The sequence below is a fragment of the Streptomyces sp. NPDC096105 genome, assembly GCF_044763335.1.
Lineage (GTDB): Bacteria > Actinomycetota > Actinomycetes > Streptomycetales > Streptomycetaceae > Streptomyces.
Genome location: NZ_JBIWGC010000010.1, coordinates 182,725 through 208,364 on the forward strand (window position 1 = coordinate 182,725; position 25,640 = coordinate 208,364).

General features: G+C 73.4%; 28 protein-coding genes and 2 pseudogenes. 19 read left to right on the forward strand and 11 right to left on the reverse strand.

The window, feature by feature from the left end; all coding sequences use genetic code 11:
• Positions 1-43: 43 nt before the first annotated feature.
• Positions 44-1,405 carry an FAD-dependent oxidoreductase gene (locus ACIQ8B_RS18440; RefSeq protein WP_403547973.1) on the reverse strand — a complete coding sequence of 454 codons (1,362 nt, stop codon included), beginning with the start codon at positions 1,403-1,405 and terminating at the stop codon, positions 44-46.
• Positions 1,406-1,606: 201 nt separating this feature from the next.
• Here ACIQ8B_RS18440 and ACIQ8B_RS18445 point away from each other — a divergent pair, with 201 nt between their 5' ends.
• The gene (locus ACIQ8B_RS18445) at positions 1,607-2,071 is read left to right on the forward strand and encodes a DUF6214 family protein (RefSeq protein WP_403547975.1); all 465 of its coding nucleotides are present in this window, start codon (positions 1,607-1,609) and stop codon (positions 2,069-2,071) included.
• Between the two features lie 24 nt (positions 2,072-2,095).
• On the opposite strand, the gene ACIQ8B_RS18450 is transcribed toward ACIQ8B_RS18445, so the two are convergent.
• Positions 2,096-2,758: a DUF305 domain-containing protein gene (locus tag ACIQ8B_RS18450; protein ID WP_403548088.1), complete on the reverse strand. Its 663-nt coding sequence runs from the start codon at positions 2,756-2,758 to the stop codon at positions 2,096-2,098.
• A 208-nt stretch (positions 2,759-2,966) separates the two neighbouring features.
• Here ACIQ8B_RS18450 and ACIQ8B_RS18455 point away from each other — a divergent pair, with 208 nt between their 5' ends.
• Positions 2,967-4,469: an LVIVD repeat-containing protein gene (locus ACIQ8B_RS18455; RefSeq protein WP_290011582.1), complete on the forward strand. Its 1,503-nt coding sequence runs from the start codon at positions 2,967-2,969 to the stop codon at positions 4,467-4,469.
• Here the strand turns inward: ACIQ8B_RS18455 and ACIQ8B_RS18460 are convergent.
• The 4 genes from ACIQ8B_RS18460 to ACIQ8B_RS18475 all read right to left on the reverse strand — a co-directional run bounded on the left by ACIQ8B_RS18460 (position 4,457) and on the right by ACIQ8B_RS18475 (position 7,720).
• A complete protein-coding gene (locus tag ACIQ8B_RS18460; protein WP_290011583.1) occupies positions 4,457-5,134 on the reverse strand; it encodes a TetR/AcrR family transcriptional regulator in 678 nt (225 codons plus the stop codon). The genes ACIQ8B_RS18455 and ACIQ8B_RS18460 overlap by 13 nt on opposite strands.
• Before the next feature lie 85 nt (positions 5,135-5,219).
• Complete coding sequence (locus ACIQ8B_RS18465) at positions 5,220-5,999, reverse strand: phosphatase PAP2 family protein (RefSeq protein WP_403547978.1); 780 nt, start codon at positions 5,997-5,999, stop codon at positions 5,220-5,222.
• Between the two features lie 113 nt (positions 6,000-6,112).
• Positions 6,113-7,048 (reverse strand): M56 family metallopeptidase, encoded by a 936-nt coding sequence (locus tag ACIQ8B_RS18470; RefSeq protein ID WP_403547980.1) that lies wholly within the window; start codon positions 7,046-7,048, stop codon positions 6,113-6,115.
• Between the two features lie 129 nt (positions 7,049-7,177).
• Positions 7,178-7,720: a DUF5134 domain-containing protein gene (locus tag ACIQ8B_RS18475; RefSeq protein WP_403547982.1), complete on the reverse strand. Its 543-nt coding sequence runs from the start codon at positions 7,718-7,720 to the stop codon at positions 7,178-7,180.
• Between the two features lie 158 nt (positions 7,721-7,878).
• Here ACIQ8B_RS18475 and ACIQ8B_RS18480 point away from each other — a divergent pair, with 158 nt between their 5' ends.
• On the forward strand, positions 7,879-9,582 hold the full coding sequence (locus tag ACIQ8B_RS18480) for an FUSC family protein (RefSeq protein ID WP_403547984.1): 1,704 nt from the start codon (positions 7,879-7,881) through the stop codon (positions 9,580-9,582).
• Complete coding sequence (locus tag ACIQ8B_RS18485) at positions 9,579-10,166, forward strand: MarR family winged helix-turn-helix transcriptional regulator (protein WP_290011589.1); 588 nt, start codon at positions 9,579-9,581, stop codon at positions 10,164-10,166. The genes ACIQ8B_RS18480 and ACIQ8B_RS18485 overlap by 4 nt, the downstream gene beginning before the upstream one ends.
• 129 nt (positions 10,167-10,295) lie before the next feature.
• Here the strand turns inward: ACIQ8B_RS18485 and ACIQ8B_RS18490 are convergent, their stop codons facing one another.
• Entirely contained in the window at positions 10,296-10,694 is a 399-nt protein-coding gene (locus ACIQ8B_RS18490; RefSeq protein WP_106415383.1) for a VOC family protein, read from the reverse strand.
• A 149-nt stretch (positions 10,695-10,843) separates the two neighbouring features.
• On the opposite strand from ACIQ8B_RS18490, the gene ACIQ8B_RS18495 reads away from it, so the two are divergent.
• On the forward strand, positions 10,844-11,386 hold the full coding sequence (locus tag ACIQ8B_RS18495) for a GNAT family N-acetyltransferase (protein ID WP_403547987.1): 543 nt from the start codon (positions 10,844-10,846) through the stop codon (positions 11,384-11,386).
• Between the two features lie 22 nt (positions 11,387-11,408).
• Here the strand turns inward: ACIQ8B_RS18495 and ACIQ8B_RS18500 are convergent, their stop codons facing one another.
• A complete protein-coding gene (locus ACIQ8B_RS18500; RefSeq protein WP_403547989.1) occupies positions 11,409-12,128 on the reverse strand; it encodes a glycerophosphodiester phosphodiesterase in 720 nt (239 codons plus the stop codon).
• Between the two features lie 254 nt (positions 12,129-12,382).
• On the opposite strand from ACIQ8B_RS18500, the gene ACIQ8B_RS18505 reads away from it, so the two are divergent.
• From ACIQ8B_RS18505 to ACIQ8B_RS18525, 5 genes are all read left to right on the forward strand, one after another.
• On the forward strand, positions 12,383-13,780 hold the full coding sequence (locus tag ACIQ8B_RS18505) for a DUF6421 family protein (RefSeq protein WP_403547991.1): 1,398 nt from the start codon (positions 12,383-12,385) through the stop codon (positions 13,778-13,780).
• Positions 13,781-13,818: 38 nt separating this feature from the next.
• The gene (locus tag ACIQ8B_RS18510) at positions 13,819-14,565 is read left to right on the forward strand and encodes an SDR family NAD(P)-dependent oxidoreductase (RefSeq protein ID WP_290008756.1); all 747 of its coding nucleotides are present in this window, start codon (positions 13,819-13,821) and stop codon (positions 14,563-14,565) included.
• Positions 14,562-15,632, forward strand: coding sequence for a low specificity L-threonine aldolase (locus ACIQ8B_RS18515; RefSeq protein WP_106415388.1), 1,071 nt, complete (start codon positions 14,562-14,564; stop codon positions 15,630-15,632). Before ACIQ8B_RS18510 ends, ACIQ8B_RS18515 begins: the two co-directional genes overlap by 4 nt.
• Positions 15,633-15,707: 75 nt before the next feature.
• The gene (locus tag ACIQ8B_RS18520) at positions 15,708-16,280 is read left to right on the forward strand and encodes a transglutaminase domain-containing protein (protein WP_403547993.1); all 573 of its coding nucleotides are present in this window, start codon (positions 15,708-15,710) and stop codon (positions 16,278-16,280) included.
• Positions 16,281-16,296: 16 nt separating this feature from the next.
• Positions 16,297-16,989, forward strand: a complete 693-nt coding sequence (locus ACIQ8B_RS18525) for a B3/4 domain-containing protein (protein ID WP_403547995.1) — start codon at positions 16,297-16,299, stop codon at positions 16,987-16,989.
• Between the two features lie 68 nt (positions 16,990-17,057).
• Here the strand turns inward: ACIQ8B_RS18525 and ACIQ8B_RS18530 are convergent.
• Together ACIQ8B_RS18530 and ACIQ8B_RS18535 are read right to left on the reverse strand one after the other, a co-directional pair.
• A pseudogene (locus ACIQ8B_RS18530) lies at positions 17,058-17,296 on the reverse strand (hypothetical protein); the annotation flags it as partial.
• A 180-nt stretch (positions 17,297-17,476) separates the two neighbouring features.
• Positions 17,477-18,205: a lysophospholipid acyltransferase family protein gene (locus ACIQ8B_RS18535; RefSeq protein WP_403547997.1), complete on the reverse strand. Its 729-nt coding sequence runs from the start codon at positions 18,203-18,205 to the stop codon at positions 17,477-17,479.
• 253 nt (positions 18,206-18,458) lie between these two features.
• Between ACIQ8B_RS18535 and ACIQ8B_RS18540 the strand changes: the two genes are divergently transcribed.
• The 7 genes and pseudogenes from ACIQ8B_RS18540 (at position 18,459) to ACIQ8B_RS18570 (ending at position 22,989) form a co-directional block, all read left to right on the forward strand.
• The gene (locus tag ACIQ8B_RS18540) at positions 18,459-18,812 is read left to right on the forward strand and encodes a TlpA family protein disulfide reductase (protein WP_403547999.1); all 354 of its coding nucleotides are present in this window, start codon (positions 18,459-18,461) and stop codon (positions 18,810-18,812) included.
• A 217-nt stretch (positions 18,813-19,029) separates the two neighbouring features.
• Positions 19,030-19,539, forward strand: a complete 510-nt coding sequence (locus ACIQ8B_RS18545) for a flavin reductase family protein (protein WP_290008763.1) — start codon at positions 19,030-19,032, stop codon at positions 19,537-19,539.
• Positions 19,540-19,760: 221 nt separating this feature from the next.
• The gene (locus ACIQ8B_RS18550; RefSeq protein WP_290008765.1) at positions 19,761-20,549 is read left to right on the forward strand and encodes an electron transfer flavoprotein subunit beta/FixA family protein; all 789 of its coding nucleotides are present in this window, start codon (positions 19,761-19,763) and stop codon (positions 20,547-20,549) included.
• Positions 20,550-20,610: 61 nt separating this feature from the next.
• Positions 20,611-21,573, forward strand: coding sequence for an electron transfer flavoprotein subunit alpha/FixB family protein (locus tag ACIQ8B_RS18555; protein WP_403548001.1), 963 nt, complete (start codon positions 20,611-20,613; stop codon positions 21,571-21,573).
• A 211-nt stretch (positions 21,574-21,784) separates the two neighbouring features.
• A pseudogene (locus ACIQ8B_RS18560) lies at positions 21,785-21,994 on the forward strand (aldolase); the annotation flags it as partial.
• Between the two features lie 219 nt (positions 21,995-22,213).
• The gene (locus ACIQ8B_RS18565; protein ID WP_290008767.1) at positions 22,214-22,711 is read left to right on the forward strand and encodes a DUF2975 domain-containing protein; all 498 of its coding nucleotides are present in this window, start codon (positions 22,214-22,216) and stop codon (positions 22,709-22,711) included.
• Positions 22,711-22,989 carry a helix-turn-helix domain-containing protein gene (locus ACIQ8B_RS18570; protein WP_403548003.1) on the forward strand — a complete coding sequence of 93 codons (279 nt, stop codon included), beginning with the start codon at positions 22,711-22,713 and terminating at the stop codon, positions 22,987-22,989. Before ACIQ8B_RS18565 ends, ACIQ8B_RS18570 begins: the two co-directional genes overlap by 1 nt.
• A 91-nt stretch (positions 22,990-23,080) precedes the next feature.
• Here ACIQ8B_RS18570 and ACIQ8B_RS18575 read toward each other — a convergent pair whose 3' ends face one another.
• Positions 23,081-24,187 (reverse strand): LacI family DNA-binding transcriptional regulator, encoded by a 1,107-nt coding sequence (locus ACIQ8B_RS18575; RefSeq protein WP_290008772.1) that lies wholly within the window; start codon positions 24,185-24,187, stop codon positions 23,081-23,083.
• A 207-nt stretch (positions 24,188-24,394) separates the two neighbouring features.
• On the opposite strand from ACIQ8B_RS18575, the gene ACIQ8B_RS18580 reads away from it, so the two are divergent.
• A complete protein-coding gene (locus tag ACIQ8B_RS18580; protein WP_403548005.1) occupies positions 24,395-25,348 on the forward strand; it encodes an ROK family protein in 954 nt (317 codons plus the stop codon).
• 68 nt (positions 25,349-25,416) lie between these two features.
• A complete protein-coding gene (locus ACIQ8B_RS18585; protein ID WP_403548007.1) occupies positions 25,417-25,611 on the forward strand; it encodes a hypothetical protein in 195 nt (64 codons plus the stop codon).
• Positions 25,612-25,640 lie beyond the last annotated feature (29 nt).

The window sequence follows — 25,640 nt, forward strand, 5'->3', positions numbered from 1 at the left end:
TGGTCCGTCCGCTCGCGCATGGCCGGCCGCCCGGCAGGCGGGGCTACGGCTGCCGGGCGGCCGCGCCGTCCTCGCCCCGCGCCGCCGTCAGCAGCGACTCCCAGTCGGGGAGCTTGACGACGCCCCGGCCGAGGGAGGCGCCCAGGCGGGACTCGGCGCGTTCGATGGCCTGCCAGCCCTGCCAGGCGACCGGGTCGACGCCCTCCGCGCGCAGGGCCGGCAGCGGGTCGCCGGGAAGGGCGCGGCCGCTGAGGGACGGGGCGTCCTCCAGCAGGGACGTCACCGTCTCCTTCGCGCAGGAGCGGTTGGTGCCGATGACACCCGTCGGGCCCCGCTTGATCCAGCCCGCCACGTACTCGCCCGGGGCGACGGCGCCCCCGCGCAGCACCCGCCCGGCGCGATGCGGCACCGTGCCCGTCGCCGCGTCGAACGGCAGCCCTTCCAGCGGCACGCCCCGGTAGCCGACCGACCGCAGCACCAGCTGCCCCTCGACGTCCTCGAAGCGGCCCGTCCCCGTGATCCCGCCCCGGCCGTCCGGCGCCGTCCGCTCGAAGCGCACGGCGCTCACCCGGCCGTCGCGGGCGAGCAGTTCGACCGGGCGGAGGAAGAAGCGCAGCCGGATCAGACGCCGGGCGTCCGGTCGCGCCGGCGCGGTCCAGCCGCGCAGCACCTCGACGTTGCGGCGCCGGGTCGGCGGCAGGCCGGCCGGGTCGGCGAACGCCGGGTCGAGCGCCGCCTCGGCCGCGTCGACCTGGACGGCGGTGTCCGGCAGCGTGCCCAGTTCGCGCAGTTCCTTGGTGGTGAAGCGGGCCTGCGAGGGTCCGCGCCGGCCGACCATGTGGATCTCCGTGACCTCGCTCGCCGCGAGGGCGGTCAGCGCCGCGTGCGGCATGTCGGTCGGGCGCAGCTCGCCCGCACCGCGCGCCAGCATGCGGGTGACGTCCACGGCGACGTTCCCCACGCCGACGACCACCGCCGACCGCACCCCGTGCAGGAACCCGGCGTCGGCGGCGTCCGGGTGCGCGCTGTACCAGGACACGAACTCGGTCGCCGACCAGCTGCCCGGAAGGGCTTCGCCCGGCACGCCCAGGTGCCGGTCCGCGGCGGCGCCCACGCAGTACACCACCGCGTGGTACAGCTCCCGCAGCCGGGCCGCCGGCACCCCGTCCGGGCCGACCGGCACCGCGCCGAGGAAGCGCACCCGCTCGTGCTCCAGCACCGTGCGCAGGCTGTTCTGCAGGGACTTGATCTTCTCGTGGTCCGGGGCCACGCCGTAGCGGACCAGGCCGTACGGGCAGGGCAGGCGGTCCAGGACGTCCACCCGCACCTCGGGATCGAGCTGGACGAGGCCCTGGGCCGTGTAGCACCCGCTGGGCCCGCTTCCGACGACGGCGACACGCAGCACGGGGAACTCCTCACCCCGGGGGGACCGGCGGGAGTCCCCCGGTGCCTCCAGCATGGCATCCCCCTCACTCCGCTGACAGGGTGCCGTCCACCGTCCGGGGTGCGTGTTCCTACGGAGGGAAACTGATCACACCGTTACGTTGCCTGTGTGCTCGAGGCATCTTTTCTTCAACTTTCCGATCGCTCTCCGGCGGAGGGTGCGGTGTCCGTGTGGCCCGCGTGGGAGGTGCGGGAGGGCGAGCGTTCCACCCGGTGGCTCCACGTGCGGCTGGCCTTTCCCGACGGGGCCGTGATCGAGGCGCTGGCGTCCGTGGGCGAGGGCTGGGTCTGCGTGGAGGACGTCCAGGCCCGCCCCGCGCTCGCGCTGGAGGACCTGGCCGTGTTCGCCGACTGGATCGAGGGACCGCTGGCGCGGGCCTGCGGCGCCGAGCCCGAACCGGAGGCGGAGCCCGGGGAGGACGTCGGCGGCGCGCACCGGGAGGACCCGGCGGGCGGGCGGGCCGAGTGGCCGCTCGTGGCCCGGGCGTACCGGGCGGCGCAGGAGCGGGGCGCCGACCCGGTGCTCGCCGTGATGGAGCAGACCGGCTACAGCCGGCGCGGCGCGCTCCGCCTCATCGGCCGGACGCGCGACGCGGGGCTGCTCTCCCCGCGCCGCGCCCGCCGCTGACCGGCCCGCCGCCCCGGCGGACCGTCACAGCAGGTCGCGCATCCGGTTGATCTCGCTGGTCTGCTGCGCGACCACGTCGTCCGCCATCTCCTCGATCCGGATGTTGTTCCCCTCGCCCTTCACTTCCGTGGCCATGGTGATCGCGCCCTGGTGGTGCGTGATCATCAGTGTGAGGAACAGCTGGTCGAACGCCGCGCCCTCGGCCGCCCGCAACTGCCTGAGCTGCGTCTCGGTGGCCATGCCGGGCATCGTCGCGTGGTCGTGCCCGTGACCGGCGTCCTCCTCCGTCCTGCCGTGGGTGCGCAGCCACCCCCTCATCGCGTCGATCTCCGGCTTCTGCGCGGCGGCGATGCGCTCGGCCAGCCCGACCACCTTCGGCGACTCGGCGCGCCCCGGCACCAGTTCGGTCATCTCCAGCGCCTGTGCGTGGTGCTGGATCATCATCCGCGCGTACGACACGTCCGCGGAGTTGGGGGAGTCGTCCTCCTTGCGCTGCCGCTCGGCCTCCTCGGCCGACAGGGTGCGGTTCTCCTCACCGGGCGCGCCGGGCGCGATCACCGAAGGCCCGCCCGCGGGGGCCGACTCGGCGGCGTCGTCGCCGGAGTCGCAGCCCACGAGCCCGAGGACGGCCAGCGCGGTCAGCCCGGCGGCGACGGCGGACAGGCGTGGCACGCTGCGGTAGTGCACATGGACCTCCTGTGACTGGCGGTATTCCCGCTCTGCAGTGGTGCGGGACACCTCGTGAGTGTCGATGACCGTCCTAGCACGCTTCCGCGCGACTCCGATCAGAAAACTTTGGTGCGATGACGCTGGTCCTCTGTTGGTATGTGCATGCCGAAGACGATACTGCCGATGCCACACCGTTCCGATGTGAACGGAACCAGGGAGGAAAACAGTGATCCTGTTGAGCGTTTCCCGAACCCGGCGGAGACGGCTGGGAGTTGCCGCGGCGGCAGGCGGCCTGCTGGCCGCGCTGCTCACCGCCGCGCCCGCCGCCGCGATCCCGGACCCGGGGGACTCGCCCGCCGCCCCGAAGGACGTGTCCCGCAGCGACCAGTCCGAGGCCCGGGCGGCCATCAAGAGCGGTGAGATACCCGGCCAGGACGAGATCGTCCACTCCGCCAACATCAAGCACGTGGCCAACATCCCCAAGGACGTGCTGTCCGGCACCAACTCGGACCTCGCCTTCCAGGGGAAGTACGCCTTCGCCGGCAACTACGACGGTTTCCGCATCTTCGACATCAGCAACCCCAAGAAGCCCAAGACGGTGGCTCAGGTGCTGTGTCCCGGATCGCAGAACGACATCTCCGTCTCCGGCGACCTGCTGTTCCTGTCCACGGACTCCTCGCGCAGCGACAGCAGCTGCAACAGCACCACGCAGCCGGCCACCGAGAAGTCCTCCTGGGAGGGCATGAAGGTCTTCGACATCAGCGACAAGCGCAACCCGCGCTACGTCGCCGCCGTCGAGACCGCCTGCGGCTCGCACACCCACACGCTGGTGCCCGAGCGCAAGGACGTCTACGTCTACGTCTCCTCCTACTCGCCGAACGCGGCCTACCCGGACTGCCAGCCGCCGCACGACGGCATCTCCGTGATCAAGGTCCCGCGCAAGGCCCCGCACAAGGCCGCCGTGGTCGGATTCCCCGTGCTGTTCCCGGGTGAGGGCCCGGACGGCGGCGGCAACCCGGGCGCGCCCACCAACCCGGGCGTCTCCAAGACCACCGGCTGCCACGACATCACCGTGCTGCCCTCGAAGGACCTGGCCGCCGGCGCGTGCATGGGCGACGGCATCCTGTTCTCCATCAAGAACCCCGAGCGTCCGAGGGTGATCGACCGGGTCCAGGACAACGTGAACTTCGCGTTCTGGCACTCGGCGACCTTCAACCAGAGAGCCGACAAGGTCGTCTTCACCGACGAGCTGGGCGGCGGCGGCGCGGCCACCTGCAACGCGGAGATCGGCCCCGACCGCGGCGCGGACGGCATCTACGACATCGTCGGCAAGGGCGACCGCAGCAAGCTGGTCTTCCGCAGCTACTTCAAGATCCCCCGCCACCAGGCGGACACCGAGAACTGCGTGGCCCACAACGGCTCGCTGATCCCGGTCCGCGGCCGTGACCTGATGGTCCAGGCCTGGTACCAGGGCGGCGTCTCGGTGTGGGACTTCACCGACTCGTCCAAGCCGAGGGAGATCGCCTACTTCGAGCGCGGGCCGCTCTCCACCGACCAGCTCGTCACCGGCGGTTCGTGGTCGGCGTACTACTACAACGGCTACATCTACTCCAACGACATGGCCAAGGGCTTCGACGTCCTGAAGATCGACGACAGGCGCACGGACGCGGCCCGCTGGGTCCGCATGCAGGAGCTCAACGTGCAGACGCAGCCGGACTACTTCGACTGAGTCTCCGGGTCCGTCGCGAAGAACCGGGCCATGTCCGTCCGGTCCCTCTCCTCCGTCCCGCCGGCCCCCTCGGGGTCCGGCGGGACACCCATCTCCCAGTCCAGCCGGTAGCGCTTGAACAGTTCGGCGCGCAGCACCGGCAGCGCCATCGGCGCCCCCGGCATCACCGCCGCGTACACGGCGCCCATCAGCAGCGCCCGCAGCATCGGGTAGTCGGCCCCGACGTCCTGCGAGCCGTGCCGGGCGACGGTGTCGCTCAGCAGCTCGGCCAGCCGCCGCTGCTCGGGACAGGGCAGGAAGCCTTCCGCCTGCAGCAGCCCCGCCATGTGCTGGCGCATCAGCACCGGCCGGTCCCGGGCCAGGCCCAGGATCGCGTCGATGGCCCGGGCCATCCGCTCCCCGCCGTCCTCGGCGCGCGGCTCGCGCTCCAGCGCTTCCTCCAGGGTGCGGTGCATCAGCCGGTGCACCGCGGACTGCACGAGCTGGCGTTTCCCCGGGAAGTAGTACGACACCAGACCCCGCGCGGAGCCCGCCCGGTCGGCGATGTCGCTCAGCGTGGTCGCCTCGTACCCGCGCTCGTCGACCAGCTCGACGGCCGCGTGCAGCAGCCGCTCCTTGGAACGCCGACGCAACTCTTCATTGACCAGGGCGCTGCGCGGGGACATGCTGGACTCCTGCGTTGACTGGCTGCCAGCCAACTATACTCAACGCACCTGGAAGGGCCCTGGCGGGCCCTCTTCGGGCTGCCGTTCACCTCGGGCGACACGGGGGATCGTCCGAGGTGGACGGTTCGGGGGTGGACGACGGGCGCGCACCGGCCGAGGGGCCCGGCGCCGCGTCAGGGGCGGCGGGACGCAGCCGCCGGTGCACCGCGACCGCCCCGACCACCATCAGGGCGCCGAGCAGCCAGCCGCCGAGGACGTCCGTCGGCCAGTGCACGCCGAGCCAGATCCGGGTGAGACCGACGCCGGCCACCGAGACGACCGCCACCACGAGCGCCGTGCGCCACAGCGCGGGTCCCGGCCTCCGACGGCGCAGCACCCACAGCAGCAGTCCCAGGACGACCGTCGCGGTCATGGCGTGCCCCGACGGGAAGGCGGCGTACTGCGCCGTGTCCACCGGGTCGGACCACACCGGGCGTTCCCGGCCGAGCGCGGCCTTCAGCCCCTGCTGCACGGCCGTGCCGAGGGCCACCACCACGACCAGCCACCCCGCGGTCCACCGGGTGGCCGGCCGCCGGAGCAGCAGGACCACCACCACCGCGCACAGCAGACGCATCGTCCACGGGTCCCACACCCAGTCCGTCAGGACGCGGGCCGCCCGGGTCAGTCCGTCCTCCGCCACCGCCCAGCGGTGCGTGGTGCGGGAGATGCCGCCGTCCAGGTCGAGCAGGGGCCGCCACTCGGCGGCGACCAGCGCCAGCAGCAGCGCGGAGGCGGCCGCGAGCACGGCGGCCGGCGCCGCCGCCGACCGGGCCGGTGCACGGGATCCGGGGGGCGTGGGCGGTGCGGGGGCGTGGGGGATGCGCATGGGATGATCCTCGCCGACCGGAGGCGCCCGGGCCAGGAACCCGGCACGCCCGGTCCTCAGGGGGCGCGGACCGGCCCGGGGCCGGGACGGTCCGGCCGCGTCGGGGCCGTCGTCTACCCCAGTGCCCGCAATCCCGGCAGGAACGCCACGAGGACGGGGACCGCCGGCACCAGCGACGCGACCGCCGTCAGCCGCAGCCGCCGTCCCGCGGTCAGCCGGTCGCCCGGGCCCAGCAGCCGGTGCACCCGCGCCGGGACGTGCGCCTGCGTGGTGGGGCAGGGGCCGAACACGCCGCGGTCCTCGTTGAGTTCCACCAGGGCCAGGGCGGTGGTCAGCCGGCCGAACCGGCGGGACGCCGTGTCGTCCGCGGCGAGTTCGACCAGCCGGTGCATCTCGTCCCGGAACGCGGAGAACACCGGCACCTGGGGAAAGCCCTCCGCCAGCGCCGACGAGCAGTGCAGCAGCCAGTCGTGGCGGGCCCGCGCGTGACCGCGCTCGTGCGCCAGCACGGCGTCCAGCTGCCGCCCCTTCAGACGCTGCAACGCGGCCGTGGTGACGACCAGTTGGGGCGGGGAACCGGGCAGGCACCAGGCGTCGGGACGGTCGCCCTCCAGCACCACGAGCCGGTCGGAACCCGGCTCCTCGCCGGGCAGCAGGGGCGCCCGCCGCCGCAGTTCCGCGCGGCGCGCCCGGCGCCGGGCGCGGGCCCGCGCGATCTCCCGGAGCAGCATGGCCCCGCTCCACAGCCCGCCGCACGCCAGCACCACGGCGGTGACATGCGCCCAGAGACCCGCCGTGCCCAGGGTGTACGCCTCCGTCACCGCGCCCGGCGCACCCGTGAACACATGGCCGCCCACCGCCCGCCAGGCCGCCGCCGCGCTGAACGTCATCGACAGGGCGCAGCACAGCAGCACCGCCGCGATCACGCACTGCCAGGCCCACAGGGCCACCACCGGCTCCCGGTCCGGCCAGTCGGCCCGCGCGAGCAGCCGGGGACCCACGACGGCGGTCAGCACACCGAGCAGCAGCAGGACCGCGGGGAGGATCATGGGAGCAGCCTAGAAGCGCGGACGCCTCCCTGGAAACGGGCCCGCGGTCCGAAGTGACGCAGACAACGGTCCCGCACCGACGGCCGGACGGCCCCTTGCGCGCCCTTCACATCAGCAGCATCGCCGCCCTCACATCAGCAGCAGCATCGCCACCATCGCGATGCCCATCGACAGCCGGCAGGCCCGCGCCAGCTCCGGCCGGTCGCCCCACCCGGTGCCCGGCCCGCCCGCCACGGCGGCCACCGGCACCAGCCGCACGCCCGTCACCAGCACGTACGCCGTGAAGTACAGCAGCAGGGCGGCGGTCAGCGCGGGTATGCCCGCGCCGCCGTGGTGCGCCCCCTGCGGGGCGGCGGCCATGGCCACCGCCATGTAGACCATCGCGCCGGCGCCCACCACATGGTGAAGATGGCGCGCGGACGCGCGGGCCGCCCACAGGGCGTGCAGCCCCGCCGCCCCGAACACCGCCGCCCACAACGGCCAGGCCCACGCGGGCGGGGTGAACGCCGCCGCCGGCACCGCCATCGCCGCCATGCCGAACCCCATCAGCGCCTCGCCGCCGGCCGCCCGGCGCTGCTTCTCGACGCGGCTGCGCATCCGCAGCAGGCAGTAGGCGCCGGTCGCCACGCAGAGCGCCACCAGCAGCCAGCCGGACGATCCCGGTCCGTGCACGCGAACCCCCCTCGAACCGCTTCACCGGACGGTCAGGGGATGCCCGGGCCCGACGGCGTGTACGCGAGCGTGAGGGGGTGCGCGGGGGGCTTCCGGGGGCGCGGGCGGACTCCCCGGTGAAATCTTTACAGGTAAAACACCTGTTAACCTTGCTGGTCATGAGCAGTTCCGCCCCCACCCCCTCGCGCGTCCGGCGTCTCCCGGTCGCCGGCCCGCTGCGCCTCGGGCGCCCCTCCGACATCTGGTTCAAGCCCGCTCTCAGCGTGGTCGCCGCCGTCGCCCCGCCCAGCCTGCTCCTGGTGGCGCTCGGCCGGCTCGACCTCGCCGCGTACACCATGGCCGGGTCCCTGTGCGCCCTGTACGCGCACAACCGCCCGTACGCCGCCCGCGCGAAGGTGCTGGCGTGGGTGGTCCTCGGCATGCTCGGCGGCCTCGCCGTGGCCCTGGTCGCCGCCTCCCTCACCCGGAACGCCGTCGTGCTGGTCACCGTCGGGGCCTTGCTGGCCGCCGTCCAGAAGGCGGTGTGCGACGCCACCCGCGTCGGACCGCCCGCGCACGTCGTCCTCACCTTCGTCAGCTCCGCCTCGCTGTTCGTGCCGCAGACCCTCGGACAGGTCCCCGGCCACCTCGCGCTCGCGGCGGCGGCCGGCGCGTGGGCCTGGCTGGTGGGCATGGCCCCCGCCCCGCTCCGGCCGCACGGCCCCGAGCGGCGGGCCACCGCCCGGGTCCTCGACGCGGCCGCCGCGTACGCCGAGACCGCGCACGGTGGTGACGGGAGCCCGGGCGCCCGTTCCGCCGCCTACGCCGCCGTGCACGCGGCCTGGCAGACCCTGCTCGCGGCCGGGAACCGCCCCTCCGCCACCCGCCGCGCCCTCGAACGGCTCGTCGTCCGCGCCGAGGTCGCCCTCGCCGCACCGGCCGACGCCGACCCCGCCCGCCTCCGCGCCTGGGCCCGCGCGGTGCGCGGCACGGGCCGCGTCCCGCGCGCCGGCGACCTGCGCCGGGAGGACGACGGCCCGCTCGGCGAGCGGGACGAGCTCCTGGGCGTGGCCGCCGGGCGCGCCACCGCGCCCGGCCCGCTGCGGACCCGGCTCGGCCCCCTGGCCCCGGTCGCCGTCCGCACCGCGCTCGGCTGCGCCCTCGCCGGCTGTGCCTCCCTCGCCCTCGGCGCCGACCGCCCCTACTGGGCCCTGGTCACCGCGGCCTCCCTCTACCAGGCCAACATCACGCTCACCTGGAGCAGAACCGTGCAGCGCGTGGTCGGCAGCCTCGTCGGCGTGCTGCTCTTCGCGGCCGTCGCCCCGGTCGCCCAGCTCGGCCCGCTCGCCCTCGTCCTGTCCATCCTGGCCTGCAACTTCGGCGCCGAGGCGCTCATCGGCCGCAACTACTGGCTCGGCAGCGTCTGCGTGACGCCCCTGGCGCTGCTCGTCACCGAGCTGCCCGGTTACCAGCCGACCGGCGAGCTGGTCGCCGACCGGGTGGTGGACACGCTGGTCGGCGCCCTGGCCGGCTTCGCCGCCGCCGTCGCCGTCACCGACCGGCGGGCAGGCCGGCGTGTCGAGCGGGCGCTCGCCGCCGTCGGCCGGGCCCGCGAGCACGCCGCTCGCCTGGCGGCCGGCCCGGAGTCCGCGCCCGCGGCCCTGGAAGCCGCCCGTCGCGGGCTCGCCGCCGCCGTGGTCGACCTGCGCGCCGCCGCCGACGCCGCGGCCGGAGAATGGTGGCAGCGCGCACTGCCCCAGGAGCGGGTGGTGCTCGCCGAGCAGGCGGCACACCGTACGCTCGCGGCGACGGTACGACGCCAGGGACTCCTCCCGGACCCCGGCACCAGCACGCACACGCACACGGAGGACGCATCGCCATGACGGCGCCCCACGGGCCAACGGCCGGCGACGGTGCCACCGGCACGCCGGACACCTCGAGCACCGCGGACCCGTCCGCCCCCGGGCGCGACACCGTCGCCGAGGTCGTCCGGCAGTGGCGGGCGGTCCACCCCGGCCTCGACACCGGCCCGATGGAGGTCATCGGCCGCATCAACCGCTGCGCGGCGCTCCTCCAGCAGGCCGAGGACGCCCCGCTGCGGCGGGCCGGACTCACCCGCCCGGAGTTCGACCTGCTCGGCGCGCTGCGCCGCACGGGCCATGAGCTGACCCCCGGCGAGCTGGCCCGCGAGACGTTCTCCTCCGGCGCCGCCGTCACCAAGCGGCTGAAGCAGCTCACCGAGCGGGGCCTGGTGGAACGCCGTGGTGACACCCGGGACCGCAGGGTCGCGCACGTACGTCTCACCGACGCGGGCCGCGAGCTGGTGGACGGCATCCTGCCGGCGCAGCTGTCCTACGAGACCGCGGTGCTGTCCGGTCTCGACCACGCGGAGCTGGGTGATCTCGCCTCCCTGCTGGGGGGACTGCTGTCCCAGCTGGAGGGGCGGTTGGGTGCGTTGCGCGCGTAGGGGGCGACCGTACCCGGGGGCCGCGCCCCGGACCCCCGCTCCGGCCCTGACGGGCCTCGTCCGCGAGCGCCGGACGGGCCGGGACGCAAGCCGGCGTGTCCCGGTCCCGCAGGGCGGGCAGCACGAGGTCTAGATCCCCGGCCGGTACCGCAGCGGGTGTTCGGCCGGGACCTCGACGAGGACGATCGGCGTGCCGTCCGGGTCCTCGATCCACATCTCGATCAGACCCCACGGCTCCTCGACCGGAGGGCGGACGATCTCCACGCCCCGCGCGGTCAGCTCCTCCCGCGCCGCCTCCACGTCCTCCACCTGCAGCCACAGCCGCACATCGGGGGAGCCCGCCGGAGCCGCGTCCGCGCGGCCCGAGAGCTCCAGGAAGCCGCCGCCGAGGAAGTAGACGGTGCCGCGCTCCGGGCCGGTGCCGAACTCGCGGTGGACGGCGAGTCCGAGCCGGCGGCCGTAGAAGTCGCGGGAGCGCTCGGGGTCGGAGGGACGGAGCAGGACACGGCTGCTGAGTACATGCACCATGCGGCCGAGCCTAGGGCGAGGGCCCGCGCGCCGTCACCGACCCGCCGTCCGGAGGGTGGACGGCCCCTCCGGCGCCCGGCGGCGGCGCGTTAATCTCGGCCCGTCCCGGCCACGTCGAAAGAGACGCACACGAATCGAGGAACCGCGCCATGGGAACCGCCGCCGACGCCGCACCGACCTTCCGCCGTGCCACCGACGCCGACGTGGACGCCCTCGTCGAGCTGATCGAGTCGGCCTACCGGGGGGAGTCCAGCCGCGCGGGGTGGACCACCGAGGCGGACATCCTGCACGGGCAGCGGACCGACCCCGAGGGCGTCCTGGAGGTCGTGAGGGCACCGGACAGCCGGCTGCTCACCGTGGAGCGCGACGGCCGGATCGTGGCCTGCTGCCAGCTCGAGCACCGCGGGGACCACGCCTACTTCGGGATGTTCGCGGTCAGCCCCGCCCTCCAGGGCGCCGGCCTCGGCCGGGCCGTCATCGCGGAGGCGGAGCGCCAGGCCCGCGAGGACTGGGGCGTGACCGGGATGCACATGACGGTGATCTCCGTGCGCGAGGACCTGATCGCCTGGTACGAGCGACGCGGCTACCGCCGTACGGGAAGGACCACGCCGTTCCCGTACGGCGACGAGCGCTTCGGCATCCCGCTCCGTGACGACCTGGAGTTCGAGCTGCTGGTCAAGGAGCTGGCCTGACCGTCGTCCGGCGGCCGGCCGCTCACGCGGTGAAGCGGCCGGTGCGCTTGATCTCCGGGTAGTCGGTGGTCGCCCCGTCCAGCCCCAGCGCCCGCACCAGCCGCAGATGGTCCTGCGTGTTGACCACCCAGCCGACCACCGACAGGTCCGCCTTGCGGGCGTGCTCCACGATCTCCAGGGTGATCCGGCGGATGTTCAGGCACAGTCTCGAGGCGCCGACGGCCACCGCCCGGTCCACCACGTCGGTGCCGGCGGGGGTCCCCCCGCTCGAGGCCGTCCGGGAGTGGGGGAGGCCGGACACCAGGGCCGTGCGCACCCCGGGCACCAGCCGTGCGATCTCGGCGATCGCCTCGTCGTGGAACGACGCGACCTCGACCCGGCCGGCGAGCCCCCGGTCGTTCATCACCTCGGCCAGCGCCCGGGCCGCCCGGACGTCCTTGATCTCCGCCTGCAGCGGCGTCCGGACCGCGTCCAGGACCTCCTCGAAGAGGGGGACGCGCTCGCCGCGCCCGGCGTCCAGCGCGCGCAGTTCGCCGAGGGTCTTGTCGGCGATGGCGCCGGTGCCGTCCGTGGTGCGGTCCACGCGCGCGTCGTGCATCACCACGAGCGCGCCGTCCCTGCTGAGATGCAGATCCAGTTCGATGACGTCGAGCCCGGCCTCCTGGGCGGCGACGAAGGACCGGAGGGTGTTCTCGGGTTCGACGCCCATGACTCCGCGGTGACCGATGGTGAGGAAGTTCAAGATCCGACTCGCTTCCGTCGACGGCGGCGGGGGACCGCGTCCCTACGGCCCTCTGGGACCGTATCGCCTCTGCCCACGGCGTCCAGAGGCCGAACCCAGAACGCATGGAGCGCCGCCGGACCGGGTAGCCGACAGGAAAAAATGCGGTGGCTCCCCGGGTAAGGCAGGATAATTTCCTGAGGCACCCCTTGATGGGAGAAACGCCCTGTGTGTACGGTCAGGCGTACGCAAGGTTCTCCTGTGGAGGATGGGACATGACGGAAATTCTTGTGCAGCAGGGTTCGGGGGAGCGGATTCCTTCGATGACCAGGGTGGTGGAGCACCCGGCATGGCCCGTGCTCAAGGATGCCGTGGAGCGGATCCGGCCCTGGCAGTCCAAGGACGGCTCGATCGACTTCGCGGCCGAGGGCGCTCCGTCGCGTGCCGACGCGGAGCACGCCGTGCGCACCGTGATCGGCGCGGTCGGCGAACTGTCCCCGCTGCTCCCGCACGACCGTGCGTACCACGAGGCCGTGGGCGAGGACCTGGCCTGCTGGGCCGAGGGCGGCTTCGAGGCGCCCGACTTCCTCGACTCGCTGACGGCCTTCCAGCCGGCCGCGCGCCGCGAGGACGGCCTGCAGCACCTGGTCGTCTTCCCGATGTACACGCAGAACGGCAACCCGGACCGCAACCTCGAGGCGGTCGTGTTCCGCATGGTCTGGCCCGACTGGCTGGCCGAGCTGGAGCGCACCCGCTACGACAACCCGCTGTTCTGCGGCATCACCTTCGAGGACTTCACGTCCGGGTACGACACCAACTCCGCGGTGCTCTTCCCCGAGACCATCGCCGTGCGCGAGGCCCCCGAGCGCTTCACCTGGGGTGCCATCTTCTGCGACCGCGAGGCCGCCCGCTTCCGCCGGGTCACCGAGGCCGCCGTGGACATCCTGGGCCTGGAGCTGCCCGAGGACGTCGCCGCCATGGTCCACGACCAGAAGCGCTGCGAGGAGGCCTTCGTGCTGTGGGACATGATCCACGACCGCACCCACAGCCACGGCGACCTGCCGTTCGACCCGTTCATGATCAAGCAGCGCCAGCCGTTCTGGATGTACGGCCTGGAGGAGCTGCGCTGCGACCTCACCGCCTTCAAGGAGGCCGTGAAGCTCGCCGGCGAGGGCGTGCCGCAGGCCCGTGACGTGCAGGTCGCGGTCATCTTCGACCGCATGTTCCGCTTCCCGGTGACCGGCGAGCGGGTGCGCAACTACGACGGTCTCGGCGGCCAGCTGCTCTTCGCCTACCTGCACAAGCACGACGTCGTCCGCTGGACCGACAACAAGCTCTCCATCGACTGGGAGCGCGCCCCGCGGGTCACCAACGAGCTGTGCGCGGAGATCGAGAAGCTGTACCGCGACGGCATCGACCGCCCCAAGCTCGTCCACTGGTTCGCCGGCTACGAGCTGGTCTCCCGCTACCTCTCCCCGCACCCGGGCTCCACGTGGGCCAAGGGTCCCGAGGCCCTCGACCTGTCGCTGCCGCCGCGGAAACTCGTCGATGACGTGCTTCCGGACGAGTTTCCGCTGAGCATGTTCTATGAGGCGCTGTCCAAGAAGCTGAAGAACGTGATCGCCTCGACCAAGGGCATCACGGCGGACGGCGCCGAGCGGGTCGCCGCGTGAGCGATCTCGTCCACAACACTGCTCAGGAGGCGAGAACCATGGGGAACGGGGCGCTCGAGGGTGCGGTGATCGCGGTGGCCGGCGCGGGCGGGCCCGCGGGACGCGCGGCGCTGCTCAGGCTCGCCGAGGCGGGGGCCACCGTCGTCGGTTCGGACAACGACCCGGAGCGGCTGGCGGCGGCCGTCGACGCCGCGCGGTACGCGCACGGCGGCGCCACCGTCACCGGCGAGACGGTCGACCTGCTCGACCTGGAGTCCACCCGGGACTGGGCCACCCGCACCGAGAAGGAGTTCGGCCGCGTCGACGGCCTGGTCCACCTCGTCGGCGGCTGGCGCGGCAGCGAGACGTTCACCAAGACCAGCCTCGACGACTGGGACTTCCTGGAAATGCTGCTGGTGCGCACCGTGCAGCACACCAGCCTCGCCTTCCACGAGGCGCTCCAGCGCAGCGACCGCGGACGGTACGTCCTGATCAGCGCGGCCGGCGCGACGAAGCCGACGGCCGGCAACGCCGCGTACGCGGCCGGCAAGGCCGCCGCCGAGGCGTGGACGCTGGCCATGGCCGACTACTTCCGCAAGGCCGGGGGCGAGCAGGGGCCGACGTCGGCTGCTGCCATCCTGGTGGTGAAGGCGTTGGTGCACGACGCGATGCGCGCCGAGCGCCCCAACGCGAAGTTCGCGGGCTTCACGGACGTCAAGGACCTGGCCGAGGCCGTCGTCGGCGTCTGGGACCAGCCCGCCGCGGAAGTGAACGGAAAACGTCTGTGGCTGACCGAGAAGCCGTGAACCCGCCGCGGACCGACGCGCGTCGTCATCACGACCCGGAGGTCCGCGGTTTCGCCAGCGACAACTACGCCGGCGCCCACCCGGAGGTGCTCGCCGCCCTGGCCCTGGCCAACGGCGGGCACCAGGTCGCCTACGGCGAGGACGCGTACACCGAGAACCTCCAGCAGGTGATCCGCAGCCACTTCGGGCCCACCGCCGAGGCCTTCCCGGTCTTCAACGGAACCGGGGCCAACGTCGTGGCGCTCCAGGCGGTCACCGACCGCTGGGGCGCGGTGATCTGCGCGGAGAGCGCCCACATCAACGTGGACGAGGGCGGCGCGCCGGAGCGGGTCGGCGGCATCAAGCTGCTCACCGTGCCCACCCCGGACGGCAAGCTCACCCCGGAGCTCATCGACCGGCAGGCGTACGGCTGGGACGACGAGCACCGGGCCATGCCGCAGGTCGTCTCCCTGGCCCAGGCCACCGAGCTGGGCACGGTGTACACCCCGGACGAGATCCGTGCCATCTGCGAGCACGCCCACGCGCACGGCATGAAGGTGCACGTCGACGGCTCGCGACTGGCCAACGCCGCCGCCGCGCTGGACGTGCCGCTGCGCACCTTCACCAACGCGGTGGGCGTCGACCTGCTCTCGCTGGGCGGCACCAAGAACGGCGCGCTCTTCGGCGAGGCGGTCGTGGTGCTGGACCCGGACGGGGTCAAGCACATGAAGCACCTGCGCAAGCTGTCCATGCAGCTCGCCTCCAAGATGCGCTTCGTGTCGGTCCAGTTGGAGGCGCTGCTCGCCAAGGACCTGTGGCTGCGCAACGCCCGGCACGCCAATGAGATGGCCCAGCGCCTCGCGGAGGGCGTGCGCGCGGTGCACGGCGTGGAGATCCTCTACCCGGTGCAGGCCAACGCGGTGTTCGCGCGGCTGCCGCACGACGTGAGCGAGCGCCTGCAGAAGCGGTTCCGCTTCTACTTCTGGGACGAGGCCGCGGGCGACGTCCGCTGGATGTGCGCCTTCGACACCACCGAGGACGACGTGGACCGGTTCGTGGCCGCCCTGAAGGAGGAGATGGCCCGCTGACACGGCATGCATAGGTATGCGCTCGGCTGAAAATGCATTGACTCTCGGCCGGGCGTATACCTATGCTCCGAGGTCATGCAGCTGATCCAGGAAAACCCGGACCTCTCCGTCTACTTGGCCGCCGACGAGGTCATCGACCATCACCATCCGCTGGTCCGGGAGGTGTCCGCCCGCTTGGCCGCCGACGTCCGTGACTCGTATGAGTATGCGCAGGCGGCCTTCGAGTACGTGCGCGACCGCATCACGCACTCGCAGGACGCCGGGGACCCCCGCGTGACCTGGCGCGCCTCCGACGTGCTGGAGCAGGGCACCGGCATCTGTCACGCCAAGGCCCACGCCCTGGCCGCGCTGCTGCGCGCCGAGGACATCCCGGCCGCGCTCTGCTACCAGTACCTCGGCGTGGTGCACGGCCTGGTCGCGGTGCGGTTCCACGGCGCCTGGCACCGGCAGGACCCGCGCGGCAACAAGCCCGGAGTGGACGCCCGGTTCTCCCTCGACGGCGAGCGGCTGGCCTTCACGCCCGACCCCTCGTCCAACGAGATGGACCACCCGGTCCTGTATGCTGCACCGCACCCCGTCGTCCTGCGCGCCCTTCGGAACGCCACCGACCGGCCGCACCTGTGGCGGACGCTCCCCACCGCACTCTGAGCAGCAAGGCGCACCCATGACCTTCGCCCCGATCGTGTCCGACGAGGTACGGGCCCTCGTGCCCGGCTTCACCCACGTCGCCGTCGAAGCGCACGACCTGGTCAACGGGCCCAGCACCGAGGAGAGTTCCGCCCTGCTCGACGAGGCCGCACGCCGGCTCGCCGCCCGCCTGGACGGGCGCGCCCCGCACGAGGACCCGCACATGGCGGCCTGGCGCGCGGCCTACAGCGCCTTCGGCTCCAAGCCCTCCCGCACCCGCAACTCCGCGGAGGCCCTCGCGAAGCGGGCCCTGTCGGGCGCCGGCCTGCCCCGGATCAACCTCCTCGTCGACGTCTACAACGCCGTGAGCGTCGCCCGGCTCGTCCCGGTGGGCGGCGAGGACGCCGACCGGGTCCGGGGCGCCATGCGCCTGGTGCGGGCCAGGGGCGACGAGGACTTCGTGACCGTCGCCGGCGGCGAGGAGACCGTCGAGCGCCCCGACCCCGGCGAGGTGGTGTGGCGCGACGACCTCGGCGTCACCTGCCGCCGCTGGAACTGGCGTCAGGGCCCCCGCACCCGGCTCACGGAGGGGACCACCTCGGGCTTCTTCCTGCTGGAGAGCCTCCCCCCGATGCCCGTGTCCGAGGTCGAGGAGGCCGCCGCCGAACTCGCGGCGCTGCTGGAGAAGTTCAGCCCCGGAGCGAGGATCACCGTCCACCCGGCCGCATGAGGGCGAGATCCTCGCCCCACGCGTCCGGCACCGCGCCGAGCCCGGCCTCCCGTGCCGCCGCCTCGACCCGCGCGGAACGCGCCGAGCGTGAGGACGACGAGGTCCGGGCCGGCGCCGCGGTGGCCCGCGAAGCGGGTGAGGCCGGTGGCGGCGCCGTCGGCGAGGACCGCGTACAGGTCGTGGTCGGAGTGGAGGGTGGTCATGCCGTCATGGGCCCGGAGCCCTTGAGGACGAGCCCGACGACCGCCGGATCGGCGGTGGCGAGCGCGACGAACGCGTCGTAGGACAGCTGCTGGTGCGGGGTCACGTGCGGGCCTTCACGAGTGAGGACGGGCATGCCGGCCAGGGCGCCCCGCTGTGTCCACGGCGGCACACGAGGCCGCCGCCGGGAAGGCCGACGCACGGTCAGGACCCCACGTGTCGCGCCGTGCGAACGCAGCAGGTCCCGGACCCGTGCAAGCACGGGTCCGGGACCTGGGAGGGGACCTCAGTGGGCCTCGGCCTCGCGGACCTGCTCCGGGGTGGGAGCCGTGCCGCCGAGGTGGGCCGGCATCCACCAGGTGTCGTCCGGGTCCTTCGGCCGTACCGGGTACGCTCGCTGAGCCGCCTCCAGCAGCTCCTGCACCCGCTCGCGCAGCTGCCGGGTGATCGCGCCCGCGTACTTGTCCCTGGACGCCTCGATCGCCTCGCCCACGCGGATGGTGATGGGGATGTGGCTGCGCTTGAAGTTGCGCGGGTGGCCCTTGGTCCACAGCCGCTGCGTCCCCCACACCGCCACCGGGATCAGCGGGACGCCCGCCTCCTGCGCCATGCGTGCGGCACCGGACTTGAAGCTCTTCAGCGTGAACGACTGCGAGATCGTCGCCTCGGGGAAGACGCCCACGATCTCACCGGACCGCAGCGAGCGCAGCGCGTGCTGGTACGCGGCCTCACCCTGCTTGCGGTCCACCGGGATGTGCTTCATGCCGCGCATCAGCGGGCCCGAGACGCGGTGCCGGAACACCGACTCCTTGGCCATGAAGCGGACCAGCCGCTTCTGCGGGAGCGCCGCCAGTCCGTTGAACACGAAGTCGAGATAGCTGATGTGGTTGCTCACCAGCACGGCGCCGCCCGAGCGCGGGATGTTCTCCGACCCCTGACAATCGATCTTGAGGTCCCACACCTTGAACAGGGTGCGGGCGCAGCCGATCACGGGCCGGTAGACAAGTTCTGCCATGGGCGGGTCGGAACCCTTCCTTCTCTTCCTGGGCGGAGGTCTCCCAGTCGAAGTTACGCAGCCGTAGGTTTACGGCCTGTCGCTGATGCTGCCCCAGAAACGGCCGGTGAACCAGCCCCGGCGCCGCTCCGGGGCGGAGATTCTCGTCACGTTCCCGTGATCCGCCCGGGGCTGTGCCGCCAGGACGGGAATGTTCGCGGATCCTGGGACGCTGGAGGCGGTCGGGAAGCGACATCCAGGGCGGGAGCGGCGAGTGCGAGGCAGTGACGACACGGGACGGGCCGGCGGCGACGGCGCGGTGCGGACCGGTCTCGCGGCCGAGTTCGGCGTGGGGCTGGGCGAGCGCGCCACGCTCGTGCAGTTCTCCAGCGCCTTCTGCGCGCCCTGCCGGGCCACCCGCCGGGTGCTGGGCGAGGTCGCGGGCATGGTGCCGGGCGTGACCCACGTCGAGATCGACGCCGAGGCCCGCCTCGACCTCGTACGGCGGCTGGGGATCGAGCGCACCCCGACGGTGCTGGTGCTCGACGCGGACGGCCGGGTGGTACGGTGCGCGGCCGGACAGCCGCGCAAGGCCGACGTGATCGCCGCCCTGGGCGCGGCGCTGTGACGGCTGCCGCGATCATGGTGGGACATCTCCCGTCCACGGCGGCCGGCTTGACGCTGCGCGGTGCTCGTCGTCAGCCTGACCCCATGTCGTCGGGACTCCTTCGCCGCCGTCGGGTACCCGGCCCCCTCCCGGCCGGCGCCCGCTTCCCGCGTGTGCGTCGACCGGGCCGGTGAGCAGCCGCGAACCCGCTCGTGACCCCTCCCAGAAGGACTGTTCCATGACGGCAATGCCCGACCTCGGTGCCGCCCGGCCCGCCTCGCCCGACCTGCTGCGCTCCGTCTTCCGCCGGCATCCGGCGGGGGTCGCGGTGGTCACGGCGCGCGGCCGTTCCGGTCCGGTCGGCTTCACCGCCACCTCCCTCGCCTCCGTGTCCGCGGAGCCGCCGATGCTGTCCTTCGGCGTCTCCACGGGCGGTTCCAGCTGGCCCGCGATCGCGGCGAGCGACCACGTCGGCGTGCACCTGCTGGGCGAGCACCAGCAGGACCTCGCGGCCACCTTCGCCCGCCGGGGCGCCGACCGCTTCGGACCGGGCACGGACTGGCGGGAGGGGCCGGAAGGGGTGCCGGTGCTGCACGGCGTACCCGCCTGGATGGTGTGCCGGGTGACGGCGCGGGTGCCCGCGGGCGACCACCGGATCGTGGTCGCCGAGGTGCTGGTCGGCGACCCCACGGGCCACGGCCGTCCCCTCGTCTACCACCAGGGACGATTCAGCGGACTGCCCGACTGAGACGCGGGGCCTCGATCGCGTCGCGGACCGGAGGAGTTCCGGTTACGCTGCGTTGCGAAGGTCACAGTTCAAAGCGCTTGCTTAGCGGGCAGGAACTGAGTGTACTGACGAGTAATATTTCGATCGGAGCGTGGGTCGCCCCGACCGGGACCGCCCGCTTGAGGCGCCTATGCTGCCTGCAGGCAGGCAGCCAGAAATGACGATGCAGTAGGAGAGCCGGCGTGAGCTTGAGGATCGTTGTCACTGTGAAGTACGTGCCCGACGCCACTGGCGACCGGCACTTCGCCGATGACCTGACCGTCGACCGTGACGACGTAGACGGTCTGCTCTCCGAGCTGGACGAGTACGCGGTCGAGCAGGCACTGCAGATCGCGGAGAACTCGGACGACGACGTGGAGGTCACCGTCCTGACCATGGGTCCCGAGGACGCCAAGGACGCGCTGCGCAAGGCGCTGTCCATGGGCGCCGACAAGGCCATCCACGTCGAGGACGACGACCTGCACGGCACGGACGCCATCGGCACCTCCCTGGTGCTGGCCAAGGCCGTCGAGAAGGCGGGTTACGACCTGGTCGTCTCCGGCATGGCCTCCACCGACGGCGTCATGGGCGTCGTCCCGGCGCTGCTCGCGGAGCGCCTCGGCGTGCCGCAGGTGACGCTCCTGTCCGAGGTGTCCGTCGAGGACGGCAAGGTCACGGGCCGCCGTGACGGCGACGCGGCCTCCGAGCAGCTCGAGGCGTCCCTCCCCGCGGTCGTGTCGGTCACCGACCAGTCGGGCGAGGCCCGTTACCCGTCCTTCAAGGGCATCATGGCGGCCAAGAAGAAGCCGGTGGAGTCCTGGGACCTCTCCGACCTCGACATCGACGCGGACGAGGTCGGCCTGGAGAACGCCTACACCACGGTGGAGTCGGCGTCCGAGCGTCCGGCCCGTACCGCGGGCACGATCGTCAAGGACGAGGGCGAGGGCGGCAAGCAGCTCGCCGAGTTCCTCGCGAGCCAGAAGTTCATCTGAGCCGCACGGCACGGCTCGCTTCCCGCCCCTCACACTTCGCAAGCAGGAGAGAAGAAGTCCCATGGCTGAAGTTCTCGTCTACGTCGACCACGTGGACGGCGCCGTCCGCAAGCCGACCCTGGAGCTGCTGACCCTCGCCCGCCGCATCAGCGAGCCGGTCGCCGTCGCGCTGGGAGGCGGCGCCGGCGACACCGTCGCCACGCTCGCCGAGCACGGCGCGGTCAAGGTCCTCACCCACGAGGCCGCCGAGTACGCCGACTACCTGGTCGTGCCGAAGGTGGACGCCCTCCAGGCCGCCCACGAGGCCGTCTCCCCGGCCGCCGTGCTGGTCCCGTCCTCCGCCGAGGGCAAGGAGATCGCTGCCCGCCTGGCGCTGCGCATCGGTTCCGGCGTCATCACCGACGCCGTCGACCTCGAGGCCGGCGACGAGGGCCCAGTGGCCACCCAGTCGGTCTTCGCCGCCGGCTACACCACCAAGTCCCGTGTCTCCAAGGGCACCCCGGTCATCACGGTCAAGCCGAACTCGGCCGCCGTGGAGGCCGCCCCGGCCGCCGGCGCGGTCGAGTCCCTGAGCGTCACCTTCTCCGAGCAGGCCACCGGCACCAAGGTCACCGGCCGCACGCCGCGTGAGTCGACCGGCCGTCCGGAGCTGACCGAGGCCGCGATCGTCGTCTCCGGCGGCCGCGGCGTCAACGGCGCGGAGAACTTCTCGATCATCGAGGCGCTCGCCGACTCGCTCGGCGCGGCCGTCGGCGCCTCGCGCGCCGCCGTGGACGCCGGCTGGTACCCGCACACCAACCAGGTCGGCCAGACCGGCAAGTCGGTCTCGCCGCAGCTGTACATTGCCAACGGCATCTCCGGCGCGATCCAGCACCGCGCGGGCATGCAGACCTCGAAGACCATCGTGGCCGTCAACAAGGACGCCGAGGCCCCGATCTTCGAGCTGGTCGACTACGGCGTCGTCGGCGACCTGTTCGACGTCGTCCCGCAGCTCACCGAGGAGATCAAGGCCCGCAAGGGCTGATCACCCCCGGACCGTCCGAGGCCCCCGCGACCGCACTCCGGTCGTGGGGGCCTCGCCGTGTTCCGCCGGGCCCGGCGGCAGGGCGGGCCGGCCCGTAGGGCGGTGTCGGCCGGCGCGGAGGCCGCCGGAGGCCGTCATTCAACAAATTGTTGATCTCGCATCTCGGGGACATGGCGACGGGATCCGGGGCGCGGTCGTCCGGGAGGGCGGCATGGGCCAGGGGCGGCAGGAGCGAGTGCCGACGAGTCTCGCGGGCGCCGTCGCCGAGGGGACCGGCGCCTCCCTCGCGCCGGTCGACGCCGAACCGGAGCGTCTGCACCCCGGCGACCCCGGCACCCGCCGGTCCATCCCCACCGTCTACGTCCCCGGCGACCGGTTCACCGCCGGCACCGTCCGCGGCCGGGGCGGCCGGGTCCTCGCCGGGTACCTGCTGCGCGGCCTGACCGCGGCGCCCTGGACGACGCCGCGGCGGCCCGCGCGAGCGGTCCGGCCCGCGCGGAGCCGGAGGTCCTCGCCTCGCCCCGGCGCGGAGGGCTGACCGTCCCCGCCCTGTGACAGATAGGCGCCGGGCACCGCCCACGATTGCGTTGCCTATCGAAAATCGATAGATTCCCATCGTGCTTCGAGTGAAGGAGGGGCGATGGGACACGTGACCGTGCTCGCGCTGCGCGCGGTGATCGCGGTGCTGCTGGCGGGCTCCCTGGCGGTGCAGACGGTGATGGTGCCGCTGCTGGCGAGCGACCTGGACGGGCTGGACGAGCGGTACGCCTTTCTGCGGACCCCGCTCCTGGTGATCGTGGTCCTCACCGTGCTGGCCGCCCAGACCGTGCTGATCTGCGTCTGGCGGCTGGTGACCATGGCGCGGCGCGGCACCGTCTTCTCCCACGCGGCCTTCCGCTACGTCCACATCGTCATCGGCGCGTTCGTCGCCGCGGCCCTGCTGGTCTTCGCGCTCGGCGCGCTGCTCGCGCCGGGGGAGGCCGTCGCGCCCGGCATCGTGCTCCTGGTGGGCGGGGTCGGCCTGGCGATCGTGGGCATCGCGCTCGTCGTCCTCGTCCTGCGGATGCTGCTGGCCCAGGCCGTGGCCCGGGAGCTGGAGGCGTCGCGGATGCGGGCCGAACTGGCCGAGGTGATCTGATGCCGATCGCCGTCGACATCGACGTGATGCTCGCCCGGCGCAAGATGTCCGTGGGCGAACTCGCCGAACGCGTCGGCATCACCCCGGCGAACCTGGCCGTCCTGAAGAACGGCCGCGCGAAGGCGGTCCGCTTCACCACCCTCGCCGCACTGTGCGAGGTGCTCGACTGCCAGCCGGGCGACCTGCTGCGCTACGAACCCGACCACGCGCCGGCGGAGCCGGCGGCGAACCCGGTGCAGCGCCTCGGCCCCGCCGGTGCCGAGGCTACGGGACGGTGACGCGCGGGACCCGCCGACCGCGCCCCGGCCGGTCACACGCGGCCCCGGCTCGCGGCCCTCCTCAGGGCCCGCGGCGTACGGTCCTCCGCCGTCACCGCCCCGCTCGGTCGGCCGGGGGCAGCTCGCCGGAGCCGCGGGTGATCAGCCGGGTCGGCAGCTCGATGCGCTCCGGGGCGATCAGGGTGCCGTCCAGCTGGCGGAAGAGCCGCTCGGCGGCGGTCCGGCCGAGGGCGGCGGCGTCCTGCGCGACGACCGTGACGCCGGGCTGCAGCAGATCGGCCAGCTCGATGTCGTCGAAACCGACCAGGGCGACCGGACGGGCGTGCCCGGCCAGCACCCGGATCACCGTGACCGTCACCCGGTTGTTCCCGGTGAAGATCGCGGTGACCGGCTCCGGGCCGGTGAGCATCTCCTCCGCCGCCCGGCGCACCCGCTCGGGGTCCGTGACGCCGAGCGACATCCACGCGTCCGCCACCGGTATCCCCGCGTCCTCCATGGCGGTGCGGTAGCCGCGCAGCCGCTCGGCCGCCGTGTGGATGCGCGGCATGTCGCCGATGAAGCCGATCCTGCGGTGCCCGTGCGCGATCAGGTGGCGCACGCCGTCGCGGGCGCCGCCGAAGTTGTCCGACACCACCACGTCCGCGTCGATGTGCCCGGCCGGACGGTCCACGAACACGGTGGCGACACCCGCCTTGATCTCCGGCTCCAGGTAGCGGTGGTCGTCGCCGGCCGGGATCACCACCAGGCCGTCCACCCGGCGGGCGCACAGGGCCAGGACCAGCTCCTGTTCACGGTCGGCGTCCTCCGCGCTCGACCCGTTGATCAGCAGCGCGCCGTGCGCGCGGGCCACCTCCTCCACCGCCCGGCTCAGCGGGCCGTAGAACGGGTCCGCGAGGTCCTCCAGGACCAGACCGATGCTGGCGGTGCGCCCTTTGCGCAGCACCCGGGCGCTGTCGTTGCGGCGGAAGCCGAGCGCCTCGATCGCCTCCTGCACCCGGCGCTCGGTCTCCGGCGTCACGCCCGGCTCGCCGTTCACCACGCGGGAGACCGTCTTGAGGCCGACCCCGGCACGGGCGGCCACGTCCTTCATCGTCGGACGGTTGCCGTATCGGGTCCCTGGGAAGCGGTCGGTGCGGCGGGTCGTCTCCGGCACGATGCGGTGTCCTGTCCTGTCGGCCACGGGGATGCGTGGCTCCATGGGCTTGTATGAGGATGTGGCGTCGAGCATAGAGCCTGGACAACGTTGTCAGGCTCGGGGGACACTGTCCGACGCACGCTCCGGCCCGCACCCCGCCGTTCGACCGGGCCGTTGCCCGTGCTCCATGTGTTGCCTCCTGGTCGCGCATGGCCGTTCCCAGCGTGTTTTCTGATGGTTTCCGATGGTTGACGGGGAGATCCGACTCTGATGCACACCGACCTCGTGGCTGCGCTCGACATCGGCGGCACCAAGATCGCCGGCGCGCTGGTGGACCGTGAGGGCCGGATCCTGGCCCGCGCGCAGCGGCCGACCCCCGCCCAGGAGGCCGGGGACACCGTCATGGCAGCCGTCGAGGCGGTGATCGGCGACCTCACCGCGTCCCCCCTCTGGGAGCGCGCGGACGCGGTCGGCATCGGCAGCGCGGGCCCCGTCGACGCCTCCGCCGGCACGGTGAGCCCGGTCAACGTGCCCGGCTGGCGCGACTATCCGCTTGTCGCCAAGGTGCGGGACGCGGCCGGCGGACTGCCCGTCGAGCTGATCGGCGACGGGGTCGCCGTCACGGCCGCCGAACACTGGCAGGGCGCCGCCCGCGGCCACGACAACGCGCTGTGCATGGTCGTCTCCACCGGCGTCGGCGGCGGCCTGGTGCTCGGCGGGCGGCTGCACCCCGGGCCCACCGGCAACGCCGGTCACATCGGCCACATCAGCGTCGACCTCGACGGCGACCCGTGCCCGTGCGGCGCGCGCGGGTGCGTGGAGCGGATCGCGAGCGGCCCCAACATCGCCCGGCGAGCCCTGGAGAACGGCTGGCGGCCCGGTCCGGACGGCGACACCTCCGCCGCCGCGGTGGCCGCCGCCGCCCGTGCCGGCGACCCGGTCGCCGTGGCCTCCTTCGAGCGGGCGGCCCGGGCCCTCGCCGCGGGCATCGCGGCCACCGCGACGCTCGTCGAGATCGACATCGCGGTGATCGGCGGTGGCGTGGGCAAGGCCGGCGAGGTGCTGTTCGCGCCGCTGCGGAGGGCGCTCGCCGAGTACGCCACGCTGTCCTTCGTGCGGCGTCTCGCGGTGACCCCGGCGCAGACGGGCGTCGACGCCGGCCTGGTGGGGGCGGCCGCGGCGGCGCTGTTCAGCCGCACGGACCCGGCGGTCGCGGGGGTGTGAGGGGCCCGTCCGGCGACTCGTCCGGACCGGGGCGTGACCAGACGGCCGGTTCCGCAGTTGAGCCGGGCATGAAGAAGCGCAGCATGCTCGCCATCGCCTCCCTCGCCACCGGTTTCGTCGTCGCGGCCGTCACCCCGTCGCACGCGCTCACCGACACCGCCCTCGGCGCGCTCGGCGTCGAGGACACGCTCGGCACCCTCGACCGCACGGTCGCGGAGAACAACACGCTGGAGCTGGACGTCGACCGGGACGGCAAGGCCTGACGGGCCCACCGAAGCGCCGGCGGCGGCGC

Excerpts from the sequence above, each read along its gene's own strand:
- ACIQ8B_RS18460 (WP_290011583.1), bottom strand. The coding sequence starts at position 5,134 with ATGTCCCCGCGCAGCGCCCTGGTCAATGAAGAGTTGCGTCGGCGTTCC.
- ACIQ8B_RS18465 (WP_403547978.1), bottom strand. The coding sequence starts at position 5,999 with ATGCGCATCCCCCACGCCCCCGCACCGCCCACGCCCCCCGGATCCCGT.
- ACIQ8B_RS18470 (WP_403547980.1), bottom strand. The coding sequence starts at position 7,048 with ATGATCCTCCCCGCGGTCCTGCTGCTGCTCGGTGTGCTGACCGCCGTC.
- ACIQ8B_RS18480 (WP_403547984.1), top strand. The coding sequence starts at position 7,879 with ATGAGCAGTTCCGCCCCCACCCCCTCGCGCGTCCGGCGTCTCCCGGTC.
- ACIQ8B_RS18485 (WP_290011589.1), top strand. The coding sequence starts at position 9,579 with ATGACGGCGCCCCACGGGCCAACGGCCGGCGACGGTGCCACCGGCACG.
- ACIQ8B_RS18490 (WP_106415383.1), bottom strand. The coding sequence starts at position 10,694 with ATGGTGCATGTACTCAGCAGCCGTGTCCTGCTCCGTCCCTCCGACCCC.
- ACIQ8B_RS18495 (WP_403547987.1), top strand. The coding sequence starts at position 10,844 with ATGGGAACCGCCGCCGACGCCGCACCGACCTTCCGCCGTGCCACCGAC.
- ACIQ8B_RS18505 (WP_403547991.1), top strand. The coding sequence starts at position 12,383 with ATGACGGAAATTCTTGTGCAGCAGGGTTCGGGGGAGCGGATTCCTTCG.
- ACIQ8B_RS18510 (WP_290008756.1), top strand. The coding sequence starts at position 13,819 with ATGGGGAACGGGGCGCTCGAGGGTGCGGTGATCGCGGTGGCCGGCGCG.
- ACIQ8B_RS18520 (WP_403547993.1), top strand. The coding sequence starts at position 15,708 with ATGCAGCTGATCCAGGAAAACCCGGACCTCTCCGTCTACTTGGCCGCC.
- ACIQ8B_RS18525 (WP_403547995.1), top strand. The coding sequence starts at position 16,297 with ATGACCTTCGCCCCGATCGTGTCCGACGAGGTACGGGCCCTCGTGCCC.
- ACIQ8B_RS18535 (WP_403547997.1), bottom strand. The coding sequence starts at position 18,205 with ATGGCAGAACTTGTCTACCGGCCCGTGATCGGCTGCGCCCGCACCCTG.
- ACIQ8B_RS18545 (WP_290008763.1), top strand. The coding sequence starts at position 19,030 with ATGACGGCAATGCCCGACCTCGGTGCCGCCCGGCCCGCCTCGCCCGAC.
- ACIQ8B_RS18555 (WP_403548001.1), top strand. The coding sequence starts at position 20,611 with ATGGCTGAAGTTCTCGTCTACGTCGACCACGTGGACGGCGCCGTCCGC.
- ACIQ8B_RS18565 (WP_290008767.1), top strand. The coding sequence starts at position 22,214 with ATGGGACACGTGACCGTGCTCGCGCTGCGCGCGGTGATCGCGGTGCTG.
- ACIQ8B_RS18570 (WP_403548003.1), top strand. The coding sequence starts at position 22,711 with ATGCCGATCGCCGTCGACATCGACGTGATGCTCGCCCGGCGCAAGATG.
- ACIQ8B_RS18575 (WP_290008772.1), bottom strand. The coding sequence starts at position 24,187 with ATGGAGCCACGCATCCCCGTGGCCGACAGGACAGGACACCGCATCGTG.
- ACIQ8B_RS18580 (WP_403548005.1), top strand. The coding sequence starts at position 24,395 with ATGCACACCGACCTCGTGGCTGCGCTCGACATCGGCGGCACCAAGATC.
- ACIQ8B_RS18585 (WP_403548007.1), top strand. The coding sequence starts at position 25,417 with ATGAAGAAGCGCAGCATGCTCGCCATCGCCTCCCTCGCCACCGGTTTC.